The organism is Pseudomonas sp. MPC6 (assembly GCF_006094435.1).
GTDB lineage: Bacteria > Pseudomonadota > Gammaproteobacteria > Pseudomonadales > Pseudomonadaceae > Aquipseudomonas.
On sequence record NZ_CP034783.1, the window covers coordinates 1,374,170 to 1,393,059 of the forward strand.

Here is an 18,890-nt window from a genome sequence, read left to right on the forward strand (position 1 = left end):
TATCCTCAATCAGAGTGCCAAGACTAGCCTGCCCACAGGTCCAGATACAGAGCTGGGTACAGTCAAAAGTGTCGATCAGCCGCGAATACGGGACTAAACAGCACTGGCCTATTGCTGGCGGAGATTAATGCTGGGGTCTTTACTCCCTAGAATCGGTCTTCAAGCCGATCCCCTCAGGAGAAAACTAGATGAGCATAGTTCGGACAGCATTACCCTTGGTTCTGCTAACCAGTGTGTTGACTGGTTGCGCAGGTTTGCAGAAGACCGACTGGCCGACCTGTGCGGCGGTCGGTGGTGTCGTTGGTGCGGGTCTTGGCGCGACCGAGAGTTCGGCATGGGCAGGGTATGGCGCGCTGCTGATCGGCGGCACGGCTGCGGCCTATTGCTGGGTTCACGGTGATGGCGACGAAGACGGCGACGGTGTGCCGGACAGCCGCGACAAGTGCCCGGGCACGCCTCGAGGCGTACGGGTCGACGCCGACGGTTGCCCTCCACCGGTGCCGGCGCCAGTGGTCGAAGAGGTCGTTGTGGTCAAGGAAGAAGTCATCGTCATTCGCGACGTTCATTTCCAGTTCGACAAAGCCACGCTGACGCCTTCCGATAAAGAAGTACTCAACACAATCGCCACTCGCCTGAAACAGGAGTCCAGCACTGCCCAGTTGACCGTCACCGGTCACACCGACAGTGTAGGCAGTGATGCCTATAACCAGAAACTGTCGGATCGTCGGGCGCACTCGGTGGTTGAGTACCTGATCTCCCAAGGCGTACCCCGCAGCGAGTTCGTATCTGTTGCCGGTGCCGGTGAAAGCCAGCCGGTGGCCGATAACAAAACCGCTGACGGCCGTGCGCTGAACCGTCGCACCGAGATCAAAATCAACCGCTAGGCCCCTCGCATTCCGCGGCTTGTGCAGTCGCGGATGCGGTCCTTTACTCCTGTGTAACCGGCATCGGCCGGTCACACAGGAGCTTTCACCATAAGTGTTCTTACACGTCCAGCCTGACCCCTTCCGCGCAAAGCAAGCGGGATGCGCTGATGAGCAAACTGCAAAACGCCGGTGTGGTGGGCATCAAGGCGATCGGTCATGCCGACGGCACATCAATCGCTCAAGCCCGTAATAGAGCCGTCGGACAGCCATGGTGGTCGATCTGGCGGCCATTCGGCACCTTCATGAAGAATTTGCCATTGCCCTCTGGCTTATCCCGTGTGGAAGCCGTTACTGTGCGTGCAAAGAATAATTCTCAACGGGTGAGCGTATGAAGGTGTTCTGGTGGCTGGGGAAGCTGTTGACCCTGCTGTTCTGGCTGGTAGTGCTGGTCAACCTGCTCGTGCCGTTTGTCTATCCGCTGCACGTGTTGGTCAATATGGCCGGCAGCCTGCTGGCAGGCCTTCATCTGCTGGAGGCGGTGTTCTGCTTTCGCAGCCTCAGAGGCCGCGCCCACCCTTGGCTTGATCGCCTGAAGGTGCTCTTTTTCGGTGTTTACCACCTGCAAACCATCCCGGCTCCTACCGTATCGAAGGCTTCCCATGCGTAAACTCTGTCTGCTCGCCGCACTCGTCAGCCCATTGGCCTGCGCTCAGGTGGTAAGCGTCGAAACCAATTCGCTGATGCGCTTGCCCAACACCGCCAGCACCTTGCGCCTGGAACGCCTGGAAGTGGCCGATTATGGCACTTTGCTAATCCCGTCGAACGTGACCGAAGTGAGCGTCGACCAACTGCACCTGGGGCGCGAAGCGCGGATCGCGATCGTGCCCAGCGAACAGGCACTGGCGCTGAAAGTCAGTCGTGCCCAATTGGCCGAAGGCAGCCAGATCACCGCGCGCGGTGCGCCGGGCACCTTCCTCAAGGCTGCCCGTGCCGGGCGCAACCTGACGTTGCAGATCAAGACGCTGGATGCGCCGCAATTGTCGGTAGACGCTCGCGGTGGCGCCGGCGCACCGGGGTTTGTCGGTCTGGATGGGGCCAACGGGCAGGCACCGGGTTGCACCTGGGGCCAGGCCGGTCGCGGAGCCGATGGCACCAATGGCAGCGACGGCCAGCCGGGGGCCGCGGGTGCGCTGGTCCGGCTGGAAGTGCCGCGCGATTACCCGGCGGAACGGATCAAGGTCCAGGTCGCGGGCGGTGCCGGTGGCATGGCCGGACCCGGCGGCAAGCCGGGGGCGGGTGGCAAGGCCAAGGGCTGCCTGGTGTACAAGGCCGATGGCGGCAAGAACGGGCGCCCAGGGGCTGATGGCCAGCCAGGGCCTGCGGGTGCGGAAGGTTCGGTGACTGTCCAGCGGTTGTAATCCATTTCCTGAGATGTGTGTCGTCTGATCGATTGTCTTCGTGCGCAAGCCACGCTCCCACAGGTTCTGAGTCGTTCAACACATTTGTGAACAACTCAGAACCTGTGGCAGCGTGGCTTGCCCGCGATGACGTCATCCCGGCCGCCTCAAAACATCGGACGCGCCGCAGCAATTGCCACCAGCACCAGCCCGACCACCAGATTGATCCCCACCAACCGGCGAATCCTCCCCAGCACCGCCGCCCCCGTCGGCCAATCCTGCGCCGTTACCGCAACACGCAACTCAGGCAACATCAATGCCTGGATCCGGATAAACAGCGCAGTCATCACCACATACAAGCCCATCATCACCTGCACATAACGTGGCGCGGCCTCAAACCCGGCGTACTGCAGATGAATCATGCCCACGCCGCTGATCGGCAAAAGCACCACCGCCACCCAGACCCAGCGGAAAAATCCTTGAAACACTTCGACCCACAGTTTCAACCGGGCAGGCCCCTCCAGCGCCTTCATCGCGGCAGGCCGCAAGACCATCCAGGCGAAAAACATGCCGCCGACCCAGACCAGGGCGGACAGGACATGCAGGGTATAAACGATGCCAAAAGGTGTCATTGAGGTACTCCGTTCTGCGCGGGATTAATTAGCGGGGTATGATAGCGACCGAACCGAACCACTGAAAATTTATCCAGCGTTTTTTGCGCCCGACAATCCATGATCAGCACCGAACTCAAAACCACGATCCAGGGCGCCTACTCGCGTTTTCTCGAAGCCAAGAGCCTCAAGCCACGCTACGGACAACGCCTGATGATCGCCGAAATTGCCAAGGTCCTCGGTGCCATCGACACCGACGACGAAGGCCGGCGCAGTGGCGACCCCGCGATTGTCGCGGTGGAAGCCGGCACCGGTACCGGTAAAACCGTGGCCTACAGCCTCGCGGCCATCCCCACGGCCAAGGCTGCCGGCAAACGCCTGGTGATCGCCACGGCCACCGTGGCCCTGCAAGAGCAGATCGTCTACAAGGACCTGCCCGACCTGATGCGCAACAGCGGGCTGAACTTCAGCTTTGCCCTGGCAAAGGGGCGCGGGCGCTATATGTGCCTGTCCAAACTCGACATGTTGCTCCAGGAAGGCCATGCGCAAACGGCCACGGCGCAATTGTTCGAAGAAGAAGGCTTCAAGATCGAGGTCGACGAGGCCAGCCAGAAGCTGTTCACCAGCATGATCGAGAAGCTTGCCGGCAATAAGTGGGACGGCGACCGCGACAGTTGGTCCACCGCGCTGGAAGACGCCGACTGGGCGCGCCTGACCACCGATCACAGCCAGTGCACCAACCGCCATTGCCCCAATTTCGGCCAATGCGCCTTCTACAAGGCCCGCGAAGGCATGGGCAAGGTCGACGTCATCGTCACCAACCACGACATGGTCCTGGCTGACCTGGCCCTGGGCGGCGGCGCGGTATTGCCCGATCCGCGCGACACCATCTACGTTTTCGACGAAGGCCATCACCTGCCGGACAAGGCCATCGGCCACTTCGCCCACTACACACGCCTGCGTTCCACCGCCGACTGGCTCGAAGCCACCGCCAAGAACCTGACCAAACTCCTGGCCCAGCACCCGCTGCCCGGGGATCTGGGCAAGTTGCTCGAGCAGGTGCCGGAGCTGGCGCGAGAGATCAAGACCCAGCAGCAGTTCATGTTCACCGCCTGCGAGCAGGTCGCCGATTTCAAGCCCGGTGAAGACGTCGAAGGCCGCGAGCGCCCGCGCCATCGTTTCGTCGGCGGGGTCATTCCCGAGCACATGCGCGAAATGGGCATCGAGCTGAAGAAGGCTTTTGCCCGTCTGACCGACCTGTTCACCCGGCTGACCGAACTGCTCAAGGAAGGCATGGACGGCGAGGTCAACATCGGCATCGCGAGCAACCAGGCGGAAGAGTGGTATCCGCTGTTTGGCAGCCTGTTGTCCCGTTCTTCGGGCAATTGGGAGCTGTGGACCGCCTTCACCGCCGAGGACCCGGAAGACAACCCGCCCATGGCCCGTTGGCTGACCCTGGCTGAAAGCGGTTCGCTGTTCGACATCGAGGTCAACGCCAGCCCGATCCTCGCGGCGGAAATGCTCCGCCGCAATCTGTGGAACGTGGCTTACGGCGCGCTGGTGACCTCGGCGACCCTGACCGCGCTCGGTACATTCGACCGTTTTCGCATGCGCGCCGGCCTGCCGAAAAAAGCCGTGACCGCGGTGGTGCCGAGCCCGTTCCATCACGCCGACGCTGGCGTGCTGCGGGTGCCGGACCTGAAAGCCGACCCGCGTGATGCGCCGGCCCACACCGCGGCTATCATCCGTGACTTGCCGGCGCTGGTGGAAGGCTCGCGCGGCACCCTGGTGCTGTTCTCCTCGCGCAAACAGATGCAGGACGTGTTCGACGGCCTGGATCGCGACTGGCGCAAACAGGTGTTCATTCAAGGCAACCTGTCGAAACAGGAAACCCTGAACAAGCACAAGGCGCGGGTCGACGGCGGCGACTCCAGCGTGCTGTTCGGCCTGGCGAGTTTCGCCGAAGGGGTCGACTTGCCCGGTGCGTATTGCGAGCACGTGGTGATCGCGAAGATTCCGTTCTCGGTGCCCGATGACCCGGTCGAAGCGGCCCTGGCCGAATGGATCGAGGCCCGGGGCGGCAATCCGTTCATGGAAATCTCGGTGCCGGATGCCTCGTTGAAGCTGGTCCAGGCTTGCGGGCGCTTGCTGCGCACCGAGGAAGACCGCGGCACCATCACCTTGCTCGATCGGCGCCTGGTGACCCAGCGCTACGGCAAGGCGATCCTCAATGCGTTGCCGCCATTCCGTCGTGAAATTTCCTGAAACACCGGTGGGCAATTTTGCCCGCCGCGTTGTCTATCTCTCTACCATCGCTTTTCCACTGGCCCATTGAAGGTCGTTAGGGAGAATTTCGTTCTCATGATTCGCCGTTCGCTGCGCCGTTCGTTACCTTCCGTGTTTGCCCTGATGTTTGCAGCCCCTGTGTTGGCGGCGCCTGCCGGCCAGCAGACGCTGTTCAACTTTGTGCGCCCCGCCGACGTGGTCCAAGTGGCGACTCAGGACGCCAGCCTGCCGCAATCCAACGCCGAACAAACGGCCGAAGGCGAAGTGTTGCGGCGGGTGACGTTCAACCCGGTGGCGCAGCCCACCTTGCGCCTGAGCCCGCAAACCGGTGCCTGGGACTGGTCGCAGTCGGGTTTCATGAGCCTGCGGATTCAAAGCGCGATGAATTGGGCCGTGACCCTGTACGTCAAGATCCAGAGCAATGACGGCAAGATCCTGGTCAGTCGAGTCGATCTGCCGGCCGGCCCTGCGCAAACCTTGCTCGTGCCGCTGCAGCCGTTTACGCCCTTGAGCCTGGGCATGAAAGCCGGGCCGCCGATGCCGATGACCTTTGACGGTCAGCGCGTATTGCTGGCCAGCAGCGCGGGCGAGCTGGAGCGCAGCCAGGTGGTGTCGGTGACCTTGTCGATGGATCAGCCGAAAGTCGCCCAGAGCATCCTGCTCGAGCGCTTCGGCGTGCAGGAAGGCGACGCGGTGACCAAAGCGGCCTATGGCGGTCTGGTGGACGCTTACGGGCAGTCCACTCGCGCCAAATGGCCAGAGAAGATCGGCAACGACGAACAACTCAAAAGCGCTGCGGCCAAAGAACAGCAACAGCTGAAAACCTGGCTGGCCGAGCTTCGGAAATCGTCGTTGGACACCTTCGGAGGCTGGGACAAAGGCCCGGCCTTCAAGGCCAGTGGCTTTTTCCGCACTGAGAAACGTGACGGTCGCTGGTACCTGGTGACGCCCGAAGGGCATCCGTTCTACTCGCTAGGGGTCAACACCATGACCCCGGACGTCAATCGGACCTACATCGCCGGACGCGAGTGGATGTTCGAATCCCTGCCCAAGCCCGACGAACTGCTGGCCAGTCACTATGGTGAAGGCGATAACCGCGGCGGCAATGGTGCCGATCAAGGCCGTGGCTATAACGCCGGTCGCTGGTACGACTTCTATGGGGCCAACCTGCAGCGCCTGTATGGCGAACCGTGTGCCCTGGGCAGCGACACCAAGGCCGGGGTTGCCGAAGCGGCCAAGGCCGACGCCGTCGAGGCGACGGTCGAGAAGGGCGCCGGGCAACTTGCCGCACCCGTGGCTACCGAGTCCAAGGCCGGAGTTGCCGAAGCGGCCAAGGCCGACGCCGTCGAAGCCACTATTGAAAAAGCAGCCGTCGCCCAACCCTGCAAAGCGCTGGTCGATGAAAAGCAATGGGCCAGCCATGCGCTTGATCGTCTGCAAGCCTGGGGTTTCAACACCGTCGGTAACTGGAGCGCTCCGGTACTGGCCAACGCTGACCGCATGCCATACACCTTGCCGCTGTCGATCGTCGGCGATTACGCCAGTATCAGCACCGGTAACGACTGGTGGGGCGGCATGCCCGACCCGTTCGACCCGCGATTCGCCATGGCCACCGAACGTGCCGTGGCCATCGCTGCCCGCGACCATCGGGACGATCCGTGGCTGATCGGCTACTTCGCCGATAACGAACTGGCCTGGGCCGGTCCCGGCGACGACCCGAAAGCCCGTTACGCACTGGCCTACGGCACCTTGAAAATGACCACCGACGTGCCGGCCAAACGCGCGTTCCTCAAGCAACTGCGGGACAAATACCGCAACCAGGCTGGCCTGTCCAAAGCCTGGGGCATCGACCTGCCCGCCTGGGAATTGATGGAAGACCCGGGCTTCGTGCCGCCACTGCCGAGCGCTGAATACCCGGAAATCGAAGCCGACTTCAAATACTTCCAGAAGGTCTTCGCCGACACCTACTTCAAGACCATCTCCGACTCGCTGAAGTGGCATGCGCCGAATCAGCTGTTGCTGGGCGGCCGCTTCGCCATCAGCACGCCGGAAGCCGTGGCGTCCTGCGCCCAGTATTGCGACGTGTTGAGTTTCAACATGTACACCCTGCAACCGCAGGACGGCTATGACTTCGCCGCGCTGCGCAGCCTGGACAAACCGGTGCTGATCACCGAGTTCAACTTCGGCTCCGCGGATCGGGGCCCGTTCTGGGGGGGCGTGACGCAATTGGCCAAAGAAGAGGACCGTGGGCCGGCCTACGCGAACTTCCTCAAACAGGCGATGAACGAACCGTCGATTGTCGGGGTGCATTGGTTCCAGTACCTCGATCAACCGGTGACCGGGCGTCTGCAGGATGGTGAGAACGGGCACTTTGGCCTGGTGGGTATCACCGACCTGCCGTTCCAGGGGTTCGTCGACAGTGTGCGCAAGAGCAATCTGGCGATGGTCGATCAATGGAGTAAAGAGGCCGGGAAGGGCAAAGCCAAAGCGGAGAAAGCCAGCCATGATGCCGCGGGCGGCAGGCAAGGCGACGCCGGCAAGGGTCCGGGGCAGGGCGCTGGCCAGGCGGGTGGGCATTCGGCTGATGGCCACTAGGGGCTGAGACCGCGTTATCGTTCTTCGCTGGCAAGCCAGCTCCTACAGGGGGATCTTTGGTGTGACGCAGATCCAATGTAGGAGCGAGCTTGCTCGCGAAGGCGTCCGAGAGGACGCCATGAATGTCCGATCCATTCCACGGGCGTCCGACCGCCCGGCCCGCCCCTGTTCCCAAAAGCCTCAATGGCTGGAACAATGCGGGCCACGTTGTAGTGCGTTTATCCAGGGGAGTTGCGGGTGCTGATTCAGGGTTATTACGATCTAAAGTTCGAAGCGGTGCGTGAAGCATTCGCGGCGTTGTTCGACGATCCCCAGGAACGTGGCGGCGCGCTGTGCATCCAGGTCGGCGGTGAAACCGTGGTCGATCTTTGGGCGGGCAGCGCCGACAAGGATGGCTGCGAAGCCTGGCACAGCGACACCCTCGCCAACCTGTTCTCCTGCACCAAGACCTTCACCGCCGTGACCGCCCTGCAACTGGTGGCCGAAGGCAAGCTGCAACTGGATGTTCCGGTTGCCCGCTACTGGCCCGAGTTCGCCGCCGCCGGCAAAGGGTCCGTGACCCTGCGCCAGTTGCTCTGCCACCAGGCCGGCCTGCCGGCGCTGCGCGAACCCTTGGCGCCCGAAGCGCTGTACGACTGGCACACCATGGTCGATGCCCTGGCCGCCGAAACGCCCTGGTGGACGCCAGGGGAAGGTCACGGTTACGCCGCGATCACCTATGGCTGGCTGGTCGGCGAGCTGCTGCGGCGTGCCGACGGTCGAGGACCGGGCGAGTCCATTGTGGCCCGCGTTGCCAAGCCGCTGGGGCTGGATTTCCATGTCGGCCTGGCGGACGAAGAATTCCACCGCGTGGCGCACATCGCCCGTGGCAAGGGCAACGTCGGCGATGCGGCGGCCCAGCGTCTGCTACAAGTGACGATGCGCGAACCGACGGCCATGAGCACGCGGGCGTTCACCAACCCGCCGTCGATCATGACCAGCACCAACAAGCCGGAATGGCGCCGGATGCAGCAGCCGGCCGCCAATGGCCACGGCAATGCCCGCAGCCTGGCCGGGTTCTACGCCGGCCTGCTGGATGGCAGCCTGCTGGAAAGCGACATGCTCGACGAGCTGACCCGCGAACACAGCCTCGGCGAAGACAAGACTTTACTGACCCGGACCCGTTTCGGCCTGGGTTGCATGCTTGATCAACCGGACGTCGCCAACGCGACCTACGGCCTTGGCCCTCGCGCCTTCGGCCATCCGGGTGCGGGCGGTTCCATCGGTTTTGCCGATCCGGAATACGACGTGGCCTTCGGTTTTGTGACAAACACCCTGGGGCCGTACGTCTTGATGGATCCCAGGGCGCAAAAGCTGGTGCGGGTACTGGCCACTTGTCTGTAAAACCTGCCCAAAGGTTCCAGGGCCGGAACCCAAAGGCCTTTATGTTTTCAAAGCGTCTGTTTGTCCGGGTTGATCCGGCCTGATTTTATCATTACTTCATTTTGTGGAAATCCAATGTCATCCAATAAAACCTTCGCCTTGGCCCTGTGCTTCGCCATCACCGGTTGCGCACAAACCCCACAAAATGACTCGGATGGCAGCAGCTGGTGGCCGTTCGGCTCATCCGACAAAGTCGCCGCCAAAGATTCAGCCCCGGCACCGCTGAAACCTGCCGCAACCGCGCCGGTGGCCAAGGCTGAAAGCGCCAGCCCGTGGTACTGGCCGTTCGGCGCCGAAGAGGTGCAGGACAAAAAACCGCAAGCCAAACCTGTCGAAGTGGCCAAGGCGCAAGCCGATGCAGGGGGCAAGTGGTGGTGGCCGTTCGGTGGCAAGGACCAAAGCACCGCCAAAGTCGTGCCGATGCCTGACCCGAAAGTCACCCAGGCCTGGCTCGACGACTACGAACCACGCCTGCGCACGGCGATCAAGGACAGCAACCTGCAACTCGAGCGTCGTGAAAACGTGCTGGTGGTCATCGCGCCGGTAGAAGGTTCGTTCAACCCTGACCGTCCGGCCATGCTGCTGCCTGTGACCCTCGGTCCCTTCACTCGCGTTGCAAAAATCCTCGAAGTCGATCCGAAGACTGCCGTGCTGGTACTCGGTCACAGCGATACGTCGGGCGCGGCACCGGCCAACGTGAAACTGAGCCAGGAGCGTGCCCAATCCGTGGCCGCGATTTTCCGTCTCAGCGGCTTGCAGCGTGATCGCCTGATGCTGCGCGGCATGGGCGGCGAAGCCCCGCGTGCTGCCAACGACAGCAATGAAGGCCGTGCCTTGAACCGTCGCGTGGAACTGCTGGTGACCCCGCAGAACACCATGGTGGCGCTGTTGAGCAAGTACAACATGCCAGCGCCGGCGCCAATGCGCCTGGTTGCAGCCCAGGACGTCAAGCCAGTAGCCGCGCCGGTCACGCCTGCGCCAGCCGCGAAGAAAGCCGATGTCCCGGCAGCGAAAAAGGCACCTGCCAAGAAAGCTGCCAAGGCGCCAGCCAAGAAAGCACCGGCCAAGACTCCGGCGAAAAAGACCACGCCGGCCAAAGCCGCAGCCACCGACAAAAAAGTCGCCGCTGCCGATGCTGCAAAAAAGTGATTCGTTAACCAAAAGGAATGCGCCATGACCCAGGGCCTGGCTGATATGCGTCGCGACTATACCCGGGACGGCCTGACCGAGGCGCAAGCCCCGGCCGAGCCGTTCGCGCTGTTCCATCAGTGGTTCGCCGACGCGGTGAAAACCGAACAGGCGCCGGTGGAAGCCAACGCCATGACTCTGGCCACCGTCGATCAGGACGGTCGACCGCATTGCCGCATTTTGCTGCTCAAGGGGCTGGACGAGCAGGGCTTCACTTTCTTCACCAACTACGACAGTGCCAAGGGTCAGCACCTGGCGGCGAATCCGTTCGCCGCCATGACCTTTTTCTGGCCGGCCCTGGAGCGCCAGGTGCGCATCGAAGGGCGGGTGGTGAAGGTCACGCCCGAGGAATCCGATGCCTACTATCAAGTCCGGCCGCTGGGCAGCCGACTCGGTGCCTGGGCTTCACCGCAAAGTCGGGTGATTGCCGGGCGTGACGAGCTGCAAGCGTTGCTCAAGAATACCGAGCAACGCTTCAGCGACACTCAGCCGCACTGCCCCGAGCATTGGGGCGGTTATCGTCTGCTGCCTGAGCGCATCGAATTCTGGCAGGGCCGTCCGAGCCGCCTGCACGATCGCCTCAACTACCGTGTACAGGGCGCCGACTGGATTCTTGAACGTCTGGCACCCTGAGCAGTCTACCGACCGGGATAGTCTGCCGCAGCGGCTTCCAGCCACTGGGGCAGGTCCCGACGCTTGATCTTCTGCGCCTGAGCATTGGCCAATTGCTGCAGCATGAAGGCTTTCTTGTGCTCATCGCTACCCGCCAGGGCCAACGCCAGGTCGCGGTCCATCCAGCGCTTGATCCGCACGTACAGCCACCCGTGGAAGTACAGGCCGGCGACAGTGGTGACGACAATGATGAAATAATCCATGACAATCCTTGAGTCAGCGGGGCAATTCCCGGAATTTGCCGCTACTGTGTGGTGAGTTCGCGAGGGGCGTCTGTACCGGAACTGAATGAAACCAATTTTATCCAGGCGATGCCGTGACAGGCGTCAAGCTGCGGAGTTTAATGAATACCTGTCTTTTTGGAGTTGATGCTATGCGTAAGTCTGTTCTGTTGGTTGCTTCATTTTCCACCATGGCGATGTTGCTCACTGGCTGCCAATCGAACCTGACCGGTGACTCCTACTCCCGTGACGAAGCGCGTCGTGTACAGACGATTCGGATGGGCACCATTGAAGCATTGCGTCCGGTAAAAATCGAAGGTACCAAGACCCCGATCGGCGGTGCCGCGGGCGCAGTCGTGGGCGGTGTCGGCGGTAGCGCCATCGGCGGCGGTCGCGGCAGCATCGTCGCAGCCGTCATCGGTGCCGTTGCTGGCGGTCTGCTCGGTTCCGCTACCGAAGAAGGCCTGACCCGCACCCAGGGCGTGGAAATCACCGTCCGTGAAGACGACGGCAGCATGCGTGCCTACGTGCAACAGGTTCAGGAAAACGAAGTGTTCCGTGTCGGCGAACGTGTGCGGATTGCCACGGTGGATGGCACGAGCCGCGTTTCGCACTAAGCGGAATAACGCAAAAGAAAACCCCGATCAGGTGAACTGGTCGGGGTTTTTTTTCGATGCCACCTGTAGGAGCTGGCTTGCCAGCGAAGGCGTTTTCATAGGCGATGCAAGACTTAAGGCCGCCTTCGCTGGCAAGCCAGCTCCTACAGTGGATCTTTGTTGGACTTAGGATTCGTGTACGCCCGGATCAGCTTCTCTTGCGACTCGCCAGCGCCGTCACCGCGTACCCGATCACCGCCGCCAGTATCGAGCCGGTCAAAATCCCCATTCGATCCATCCCGGCGTATTCGCTGGCGCCTGGCACAAACGCCAGGGAGCCGACAAACAAGCTCATGGTGAACCCGATGCCGCAGAGGATCGCCACGCCCAGTACTTGACCCCAGTTGGCGCCTTGGGGCAGGGCGGCGATGCCGATTTTCACCGCCAGCCAGGTCAGGCCGAACACACCGAGCATCTTGCCCAGCAACAGGCCAACCGCAATGCCCATCGGTACATCGTGGGTGAAGCTTTCGACGGTAACCCCGCTGAGGGACAGGCCGGCGTTGGCGAAGGCGAACAGCGGCAGGATGCCGTAGGCCACCCAGGGATGCAGGGCATGTTCCAGGGTCAGCAGCGGCGAAGGCTCGGCATTCCTGGTGCGAAGCGGAATGCAGAAGGCCAGAGTCACGCCGGCCAGGGTGGCGTGCACACCACTCTTGAGGACGCAGACCCACAGGATCAGACCGATGATCATGTACGGCCCGAGCTTGACCACGCCGAGCCGGTTCATCGCGATCAGCGCCACGATGCAGGCGGCCGCCAGCGCCAGCGACAGCGTCGACAGCGCACCCGAATAGAAGATCGCGATGACGATGATGGCGCCAAGGTCGTCGATGATCGCCAGGGTCATCAGGAACAGTTTCAGCGACACCGGCACCCGCTTGCCCAGCAGGGCGAGCACGCCGAGGGCGAAGGCGATGTCGGTGGCCATCGGAATGGCCCAGCCGCTGAGGGCTGGCGGGTTATCCCGGTTGAGAAACCAGTAGATCAGCGCCGGCACCACCATGCCGCCAATGGCGGCCGCGCCGGGCAGGACGATCTGCGAAGGTTTCGACAACTGGCCGTCGAGCACTTCACGCTTCACTTCCAGGCCGATCAGCAGAAAGAACAAGGCCATCAGACCGTCGTTGATCCATAGCAGCAAGGGCTTGGCGATTTTCAGCGCGCCGATCTGGGCGACCACGGGGGTGTCCAGCAGGCCGTTGTAGAGCCACGACAGCGGGGAGTTGTTGATGATCAGAGCCAGGGCTGCAGCGGCGATCAATAACAGACCGCTGGCAGCTTCCAATTGAAAGAAACGCGTGAAAGTGCTACGCAGAGGCAAGGTCACTCTCCATTGATGAGGTCAAAAGGTGGCACACCCTAACCCGTACCGTTAGTTGTTAAAACAAAAGTTATATTCTTTTTTGTTATATAGCGTTACAAGGCTGCTAGTCGACACGGAGCTGAGCCTAGCAGTTACCGGGCGTATTGAACCTCAGCTGTATCTGTGCGTGATGTAGGATTCTTCCTAAGCTTGTCAGCTGAGCCTTGAAAAAGGCCGACTCACCGAGAAAACCACCATGAGCGACAACCGACAGTGGGCCCGCGAAGCCATCCGGATTATCGAAGCCGATTTCCAGCGCAGTGCCGACACCCACCTGATCCCCTTGCCGCTGCCGGGTTTTGCGGGCATCGAGTTGTATTTCAAGGACGAGTCCAGCCATCCTACCGGTAGCCTGAAACACCGCTTGGCGCGCTCGTTGTTCCTCTATGCGCTGTGTAATGGCTGGCTCAAGCCCGGTGCACCGGTGATCGAGGCATCCAGCGGTTCGACGGCGATTTCCGAAGCGTATTTCGCCCGTTTGCTGGGATTGCCGTTCATCGCAGTGATGCCCGCGACCACCTCCAGGGAAAAGATCGAGCAGATCGGGTTCTACGGCGGCAAGAGTCATCTGGTCGATGATCCGACGCAGATCTATGCCGAATCCGAACGTCTGGCACGTGAGCACGACGGGCATTTCATCGATCAGTTCACCTACGCCGAGCGCGCCACTGACTGGCGGGCAAACAACAACATCGCCGAATCGATCTTCCAGCAGATGCGTTTCGAACAGCACCCCGAACCGAGCTGGCTGATTTCCAGCCCCGGTACGGGCGGCACCACGGCGACCCTCGGCCGTTACGTACGTTACCGGCAGCATTGCACCCGCGTGCTCTGCGCCGATGCCGAGCGTTCGGTGTTTTTCGATTACTACCTGACGGGCGATGCCAGCCTGCGCCTGGATCATGGTTCGCGAATCGAGGGCATTGGTCGGCCCCGGGTGGAAGCGTCGTTTCTGCCCAAGGTGATCGATGCAATGGTCAAAGTGCCGGACGCCCTGTCACTGGCGGCCATGCATTACCTGGCGCAGCATTTGGGACGGCGAGTGGGCGGGTCCAGCGGGACCAATCTGATCGGCGCCTTGATGGCGGCCCGGCAGATGGCAGAGGCGGGGGAGTCGGGGTCGATCGTGGCGATTCTGTGTGATGGCGGCGAGCGTTATGCGACCACCTATTACGATCAGGATTGGCTCAAGGCCCAGGGGTATGAGCTGAGTGGTTTAATGGCCGCGGTGGCGGCGAGTGTCGAGCGCGGGGAGCCGCTGCCGGCGACGGTGTTGCGCGCCAATATCTGAGTTCCTGCAAACACTGATGAACCCCTGTAGGAGCGAGCTTGCTCGCGATGGACGTTAACGATAACGCGTTTTTTCTGAATGAACGCGTTGCCCTTGAGACCATCGCGAGCAAGCTCGCTCCTACAGGGGGGCCGGGGTTAGTCCTCGAGGCCGAGGATATCCCGCGCTACCGCTTCCGCAATCCGAATCCCATCGACACCCGCCGACAAAATCCCGCCCGCATAACCCGCGCCTTCACCCGCCGGAAACAGGCCTTTCACGTTCAGGCTCTGCATCGACTCGTTCCGGGTAATCCGCAGCGGCGACGAGGTGCGCGTTTCGATCCCGGTCAACACCGCGTCGTGCAGCGAGTAACCACGGATCTGCTTCTCGAACGCCGGCAAGGCTTCGCGGATGGCTTCGATGGCAAACGCCGGCAACGCCAGCGCCAGGTCACCCAAGGCAACCCCCGGCTTGTAGGACGGTTCGACACTGCCCAACTCGGTGGACGGCTTGCCGGCAATGAAGTCGCCGACCAGTTGCGCCGGCGCTTCGTAGTTGCTGCCGCCCAGCACAAAGGCATGGGATTCCAGACGCTCCTGCAGCTCGATCCCGGCCAGCGGGCCACCCGGATAATCGACTTCCGGGGTGATGCCGACAACGATCCCGGAGTTGGCGTTGCGCTCGTTGCGCGAGTACTGGCTCATGCCGTTGGTGACCACGCGCCCCGGCTCGGAGGTCGCCGCCACCACGGTGCCGCCCGGGCACATGCAGAAGCTGTAGACCGAACGTCCATTGCTGGCGTGGTGCACCAGTTTGTAGTCGGCGGCCCCGAGTTTCGGGTGGCCGGCGTACTTGCCCAGGCGCGCGCGGTCGATCAGCGACTGTGGGTGTTCGATGCGGAAACCCACCGAGAACGGCTTGGCTTCCATGAACACACCACGGGCGTGAAGCATGCGGAAAGTGTCCCGGGCGCTGTGGCCGAGCGCCAGAATCACATGTTTCGAATGGATCTGCTCGCCGCCGTTGAGTTCGACGCCGACCAGTTGGCCATCCTCGATCAAGACGTCAGTCACTCGCTGCTGGAAGCGCACTTCGCCGCCGAGGGCGCGAATTTGCTCACGCATGTTTTCCACTACACCGGTCAGACGGAACGTACCGATATGCGGTTTGCTGACGTAGAGGATTTCGTCCGGCGCACCGGCCTTGACGAACTCGTGCAGGACTTTGCGCCCGATGAACTTCGGATCCTTGATCTGGCTGTAGAGCTTGCCATCGGAGAACGTCCCCGCGCCGCCCTCGCCGAACTGCACGTTGGACTCGGGGTTGAGCACGCTCTTGCGCCACAGGCCCCAGGTATCCTTGGTGCGCTGGCGCACTTCGGTGCCGCGCTCGAGGATAATCGGCTTGAAGCCCATTTGGGCGAGCAACAGCCCGGCAAAAATCCCGCACGGACCGAAGCCTACGACAATCGGGCGCTGCTGCAGATCAGCCGGCGCCTGGCCCACCGGTTTGTAGCTGACATCCGGCGCCACGTTGACGTTACGGTCATCGGCGAACGTGTGCAGCACCGCCGCCTCATCGCGAACGTTGAGGTCGATGGTGTAGATGAAGCACAGTTCGGAGGACTTTTTGCGCGCATCGTAGCTGCGCTTGAACAAGGTGTAATCGAGCAGGTCATCACTGGCGATCCCCAGGCGCTGCACGATGGCAGGGCGCAGGTCTTCATCGGGATGGTCGATCGGCAGCTTGAGTTCGGTGATTCGTAACATGACGGGATCCGGTTCGCGGGGCGCACAACTGCGCCAAGGCGTATGAAACCGGTGATTATAAGCCCCAAAGGCGCATTCCAGTGAGGCTTAAACGATCAGTCGTCCCGGGATCCGCCGAAATACCCGCAGCCGCGCTGAACCTGGCCATTGATGCGCAGCTCCGCGCTCATGTGCTGGACGCTGCCGGTCTTGCTGTCGACGCAACGTTGCGGCGCGACCCACAGCTCGATGTGCTGCTTATTGGCTTCGGTGCTGAGGTTGAAGCGGCCATCGCCCAGTTGCTCTTCAACGTACGGCACCGCCAATGGCGGCTGACCGGCGCGGTCGATGATCATGCCTTTGGCGCTGACTTTAACGTTCCATTCGGGACCGTGGCCGGCAGCACGCAGGATCAACTTTTTGAAGTCGGGATCGTCACAGGCGGTGCCCGAACGCTCGACGCGGTACAGCTGCTGCAGATCGAGTCGGTTATTGGCGCCATCGGCAACGATCCGGCCACGCACGTCGGCGAACAACTTGCCCCGGGCATCGGCCAGCGTGGCGGCCTCTTGCAGGACGCTGGTGCCGCCGGTGTCGTTGACCACGTAACTGCGCTGCTCATTGCACGGCTGGAACAACAGCTTGCCGTCGGCCGCCGTCAACTGGCCCTGCATGCGGGTTTGTCCCGCGGAGGAGGTGCTTTCACGCGATCCATCGAGCAACTGGCACGCGGCGAACAGAGGAAGCAGGGCAACAAGGACTAAGGAACGGGCGACACGCATCTTTGGTTCTCCAGACAAGTGCCGCCACGTTACTCAGCCTGACCGTTCATCACAACCCCGCCGGCTTTTGATTTGGGTGCGCCGATCATTCTGTAGGAGCCGGCTTGCTGGCGATGGCGATCCTGAGGGCGCCATCGCGGCCAAGCCGGCTCCTACAGATTGTGCTGGTCTAGCCGACGTGAAAGGTCTGACCGGTTTGCAGGCCTTCTACGCTTTTGGCGTAGGCCAGTGCCACCTCTGCCGCCGGAACCGGCTTGTAACCGCGGAAGTACGGCGCGTACTTGTCCATGGCTTCGAGCAATACGTTGGGGCTCACCGAGTTGACGCGCAGTCCGCGGGGCAACTCGATCGCGGCGGCACGGACGAAGCTGTCGATAGCGCCATTGACCAGGGCTGCCGAGGTGCCGCTGCGAATCGGATCATGGCTGAGCACGCCGGTGGTGAACGTGAACGACGCGCCATCGTTGGCGAATTCGCGGCCGATCAGCAGCAGGTTGACCTGCCCCATCAATTTATCCTTCAGGCCCAGGGCAAAGCTGTCTTCGCTCATTTCGCTCAAGGGGGCGAAGGTCACGTTTCCGGCGGCGCACACCAGTGCATCGAACTTGCCGGTTTGCTCGAACAGTTGGCGAATCGAGGCGCTGTCGCTGATATCGACCTGTAGATCGCCGCTATTACGGCCGATGCGGATGATCTCGTGACGCTCGGACAGTTCTTTGTCGACGGCTGAACCGATAGTGCCGCCGGCGCCGATCAAAAGAATTTTCATGGTGCTGGTCCCCGAATGAGTTGAACGAGACCACAGTCTAGAGTGGTTTTTTCCATTGATAAGCGCGCTAATAGGCAACCTTTGGTTTTTAATTGGAAACAATCCATGAGCGAAATGGATGATCTGGCGGCGTTCGCGGTTTTGATCGAAGCGGGGAGTTTCACCCAGGCGGCGCAGCAACTGGGTTGCAGCAAGGGGCAGTTGTCCAAGCGCATCAGCCTGTTGGAATCGCGGTTTGGCGTGGTGCTGCTGCAACGGACGACGCGCCGCCTCAGTCTGACCGCGGCGGGCGCGGCATTGCTGCCACAAGCCCAGGCGCTCGTCGTCCAAGTGGAGCGGGCGCGTCAGGCGTTGGCGCGATTGAAGGACGATATGGCCGGCCCGGTACGTATGACGGTTCCGGTATCGCTGGGGGAAACCTTCTTCGACGGCTTGTTGCTGGAATTTTCTCACACCTATCCCGAAGTGCAGATCGAGCTCGACCTGAGCAATGACTATCGTGATCTGTCCCGCGACGGTTTCGATCTTGCGGTTCGCTCCGAGGTGGGCAATGACGAACGTCTGGTCGCCCGACCCCTGCTGGCCTGGCACGAGATGACCTGCGCGAGCCCGGGCTATCTCGAACAGTACGGCGAACCGTTGACGCCGCAAGCGCTCGCTGAACACCGCTGCCTGCTCAACAGTCATTACAGCGGCCGCGAAGAGTGGCTTTATCATCAGCAACATGAGTTATTGCGGGTTCGCGTGTCCGGCCCCTTCGCCAGCAACCATTACAGCCTGCTGAAGAAAGCGGCACTGGCCGGTGCCGGCATTGCGCGTTTGCCTTCCTATTTGCTGCAAACGGAATTGGCTGATGGCCGATTGCGCTGGCTCCTGCGCGATTATCAAACCCGCAGAATGCCGATGTATCTGGTGCATCCCTATCAGGGCGGGTTGCCCAAACGCACCCAGGTGCTGGCGGATTACTTGATCGACGGGTTCAAGCGCAGTGGCGAAGCGTTGGACCGGCTCTAACAACCCCCTGTAGGAGCCGGCTTG

Annotated in this window: 18 protein-coding genes; 12 read left to right on the forward strand and 6 right to left on the reverse strand. The window is 61.8% G+C overall.

The genetic code is table 11. The features are described from left to right. Positions 1–188: 188 nt before the first annotated feature. From ELQ88_RS08385 to ELQ88_RS08400, 4 genes are all read left to right on the forward strand, one after another. Positions 189–884: an OmpA family protein gene (locus ELQ88_RS08385; protein ID WP_128872839.1), complete on the forward strand. Its 696-nt coding sequence runs from the start codon at positions 189–191 to the stop codon at positions 882–884. A gap of 149 nt (positions 885–1,033) precedes the next feature. Then, the gene (locus ELQ88_RS08390; RefSeq protein ID WP_138964546.1) at positions 1,034–1,258 is read left to right on the forward strand and encodes a hypothetical protein; all 225 of its coding nucleotides are present in this window, start codon (positions 1,034–1,036) and stop codon (positions 1,256–1,258) included. Further along, positions 1,255–1,533: a DUF1145 domain-containing protein gene (locus tag ELQ88_RS08395; RefSeq protein ID WP_138964548.1), complete on the forward strand. Its 279-nt coding sequence runs from the start codon at positions 1,255–1,257 to the stop codon at positions 1,531–1,533. Before ELQ88_RS08390 ends, ELQ88_RS08395 begins: the two co-directional genes overlap by 4 nt. Next, positions 1,526–2,284: a collagen-like protein gene (locus tag ELQ88_RS08400; protein WP_138964550.1), complete on the forward strand. Its 759-nt coding sequence runs from the start codon at positions 1,526–1,528 to the stop codon at positions 2,282–2,284. The genes ELQ88_RS08395 and ELQ88_RS08400 overlap by 8 nt, the downstream gene beginning before the upstream one ends. A gap of 146 nt (positions 2,285–2,430) precedes the next feature. Here ELQ88_RS08400 and ELQ88_RS08405 read toward each other — a convergent pair whose 3' ends face one another. Then, on the reverse strand, positions 2,431–2,895 hold the full coding sequence (locus ELQ88_RS08405; RefSeq protein WP_128869526.1) for a DUF2269 family protein: 465 nt from the start codon (positions 2,893–2,895) through the stop codon (positions 2,431–2,433). A gap of 99 nt (positions 2,896–2,994) precedes the next feature. On the opposite strand from ELQ88_RS08405, the gene dinG reads away from it, so the two are divergent. The 5 genes from dinG to pdxH all read left to right on the forward strand — a co-directional run bounded on the left by dinG (position 2,995) and on the right by pdxH (position 10,998). Next, the gene (dinG, locus tag ELQ88_RS08410; protein ID WP_128869527.1) at positions 2,995–5,139 is read left to right on the forward strand and encodes an ATP-dependent DNA helicase DinG; all 2,145 of its coding nucleotides are present in this window, start codon (positions 2,995–2,997) and stop codon (positions 5,137–5,139) included. A 96-nt stretch (positions 5,140–5,235) separates the two neighbouring features. Next, positions 5,236–7,755, forward strand: a complete 2,520-nt coding sequence (locus ELQ88_RS08415) for a beta-agarase (RefSeq protein ID WP_138964552.1) — start codon at positions 5,236–5,238, stop codon at positions 7,753–7,755. Positions 7,756–7,992: 237 nt separating this feature from the next. Next, positions 7,993–9,138, forward strand: coding sequence for a serine hydrolase domain-containing protein (locus ELQ88_RS08420; RefSeq protein ID WP_138964554.1), 1,146 nt, complete (start codon positions 7,993–7,995; stop codon positions 9,136–9,138). A 114-nt stretch (positions 9,139–9,252) separates the two neighbouring features. Next, positions 9,253–10,326: an OmpA family protein gene (locus ELQ88_RS08425; protein ID WP_138964556.1), complete on the forward strand. Its 1,074-nt coding sequence runs from the start codon at positions 9,253–9,255 to the stop codon at positions 10,324–10,326. A gap of 24 nt (positions 10,327–10,350) precedes the next feature. Next, positions 10,351–10,998, forward strand: coding sequence for a pyridoxamine 5'-phosphate oxidase (gene pdxH / locus ELQ88_RS08430; RefSeq protein ID WP_138964558.1), 648 nt, complete (start codon positions 10,351–10,353; stop codon positions 10,996–10,998). Between the two features lie 5 nt (positions 10,999–11,003). Here the strand turns inward: pdxH and ELQ88_RS08435 are convergent, their stop codons facing one another. Continuing rightward, complete coding sequence (locus ELQ88_RS08435; protein WP_128869531.1) at positions 11,004–11,240, reverse strand: hypothetical protein; 237 nt, start codon at positions 11,238–11,240, stop codon at positions 11,004–11,006. A 170-nt stretch (positions 11,241–11,410) separates the two neighbouring features. Here ELQ88_RS08435 and ELQ88_RS08440 point away from each other — a divergent pair, with 170 nt between their 5' ends. Continuing rightward, the gene (locus tag ELQ88_RS08440; RefSeq protein WP_064676178.1) at positions 11,411–11,875 is read left to right on the forward strand and encodes a glycine zipper 2TM domain-containing protein; all 465 of its coding nucleotides are present in this window, start codon (positions 11,411–11,413) and stop codon (positions 11,873–11,875) included. Between the two features lie 187 nt (positions 11,876–12,062). Here ELQ88_RS08440 and nhaA read toward each other — a convergent pair whose 3' ends face one another. Continuing rightward, on the reverse strand, positions 12,063–13,238 hold the full coding sequence (nhaA, locus tag ELQ88_RS08445; protein ID WP_128869532.1) for a Na+/H+ antiporter NhaA: 1,176 nt from the start codon (positions 13,236–13,238) through the stop codon (positions 12,063–12,065). Positions 13,239–13,476: 238 nt separating this feature from the next. On the opposite strand from nhaA, the gene ELQ88_RS08450 reads away from it, so the two are divergent. Next, positions 13,477–14,571 carry a PLP-dependent cysteine synthase family protein gene (locus ELQ88_RS08450; protein ID WP_128869533.1) on the forward strand — a complete coding sequence of 365 codons (1,095 nt, stop codon included), beginning with the start codon at positions 13,477–13,479 and terminating at the stop codon, positions 14,569–14,571. A 137-nt stretch (positions 14,572–14,708) separates the two neighbouring features. On the opposite strand, the gene ELQ88_RS08455 is transcribed toward ELQ88_RS08450, so the two are convergent. The 3 genes from ELQ88_RS08455 to ELQ88_RS08465 form a co-directional block, all read right to left on the reverse strand. Beyond that, positions 14,709–16,322: an NAD(P)/FAD-dependent oxidoreductase gene (locus ELQ88_RS08455; protein WP_138964560.1), complete on the reverse strand. Its 1,614-nt coding sequence runs from the start codon at positions 16,320–16,322 to the stop codon at positions 14,709–14,711. Positions 16,323–16,417: 95 nt separating this feature from the next. Then, complete coding sequence (locus ELQ88_RS08460) at positions 16,418–17,083, reverse strand: hypothetical protein (protein ID WP_128871723.1); 666 nt, start codon at positions 17,081–17,083, stop codon at positions 16,418–16,420. 169 nt (positions 17,084–17,252) lie between these two features. Next, positions 17,253–17,852 (reverse strand): short chain dehydrogenase, encoded by a 600-nt coding sequence (locus ELQ88_RS08465; RefSeq protein WP_138964563.1) that lies wholly within the window; start codon positions 17,850–17,852, stop codon positions 17,253–17,255. Between the two features lie 105 nt (positions 17,853–17,957). Here ELQ88_RS08465 and ELQ88_RS08470 point away from each other — a divergent pair, with 105 nt between their 5' ends. Further along, entirely contained in the window at positions 17,958–18,866 is a 909-nt protein-coding gene (locus ELQ88_RS08470; protein WP_138964565.1) for a LysR family transcriptional regulator, read from the forward strand. The last annotated feature ends 24 nt before the right edge of the window (positions 18,867–18,890 follow it).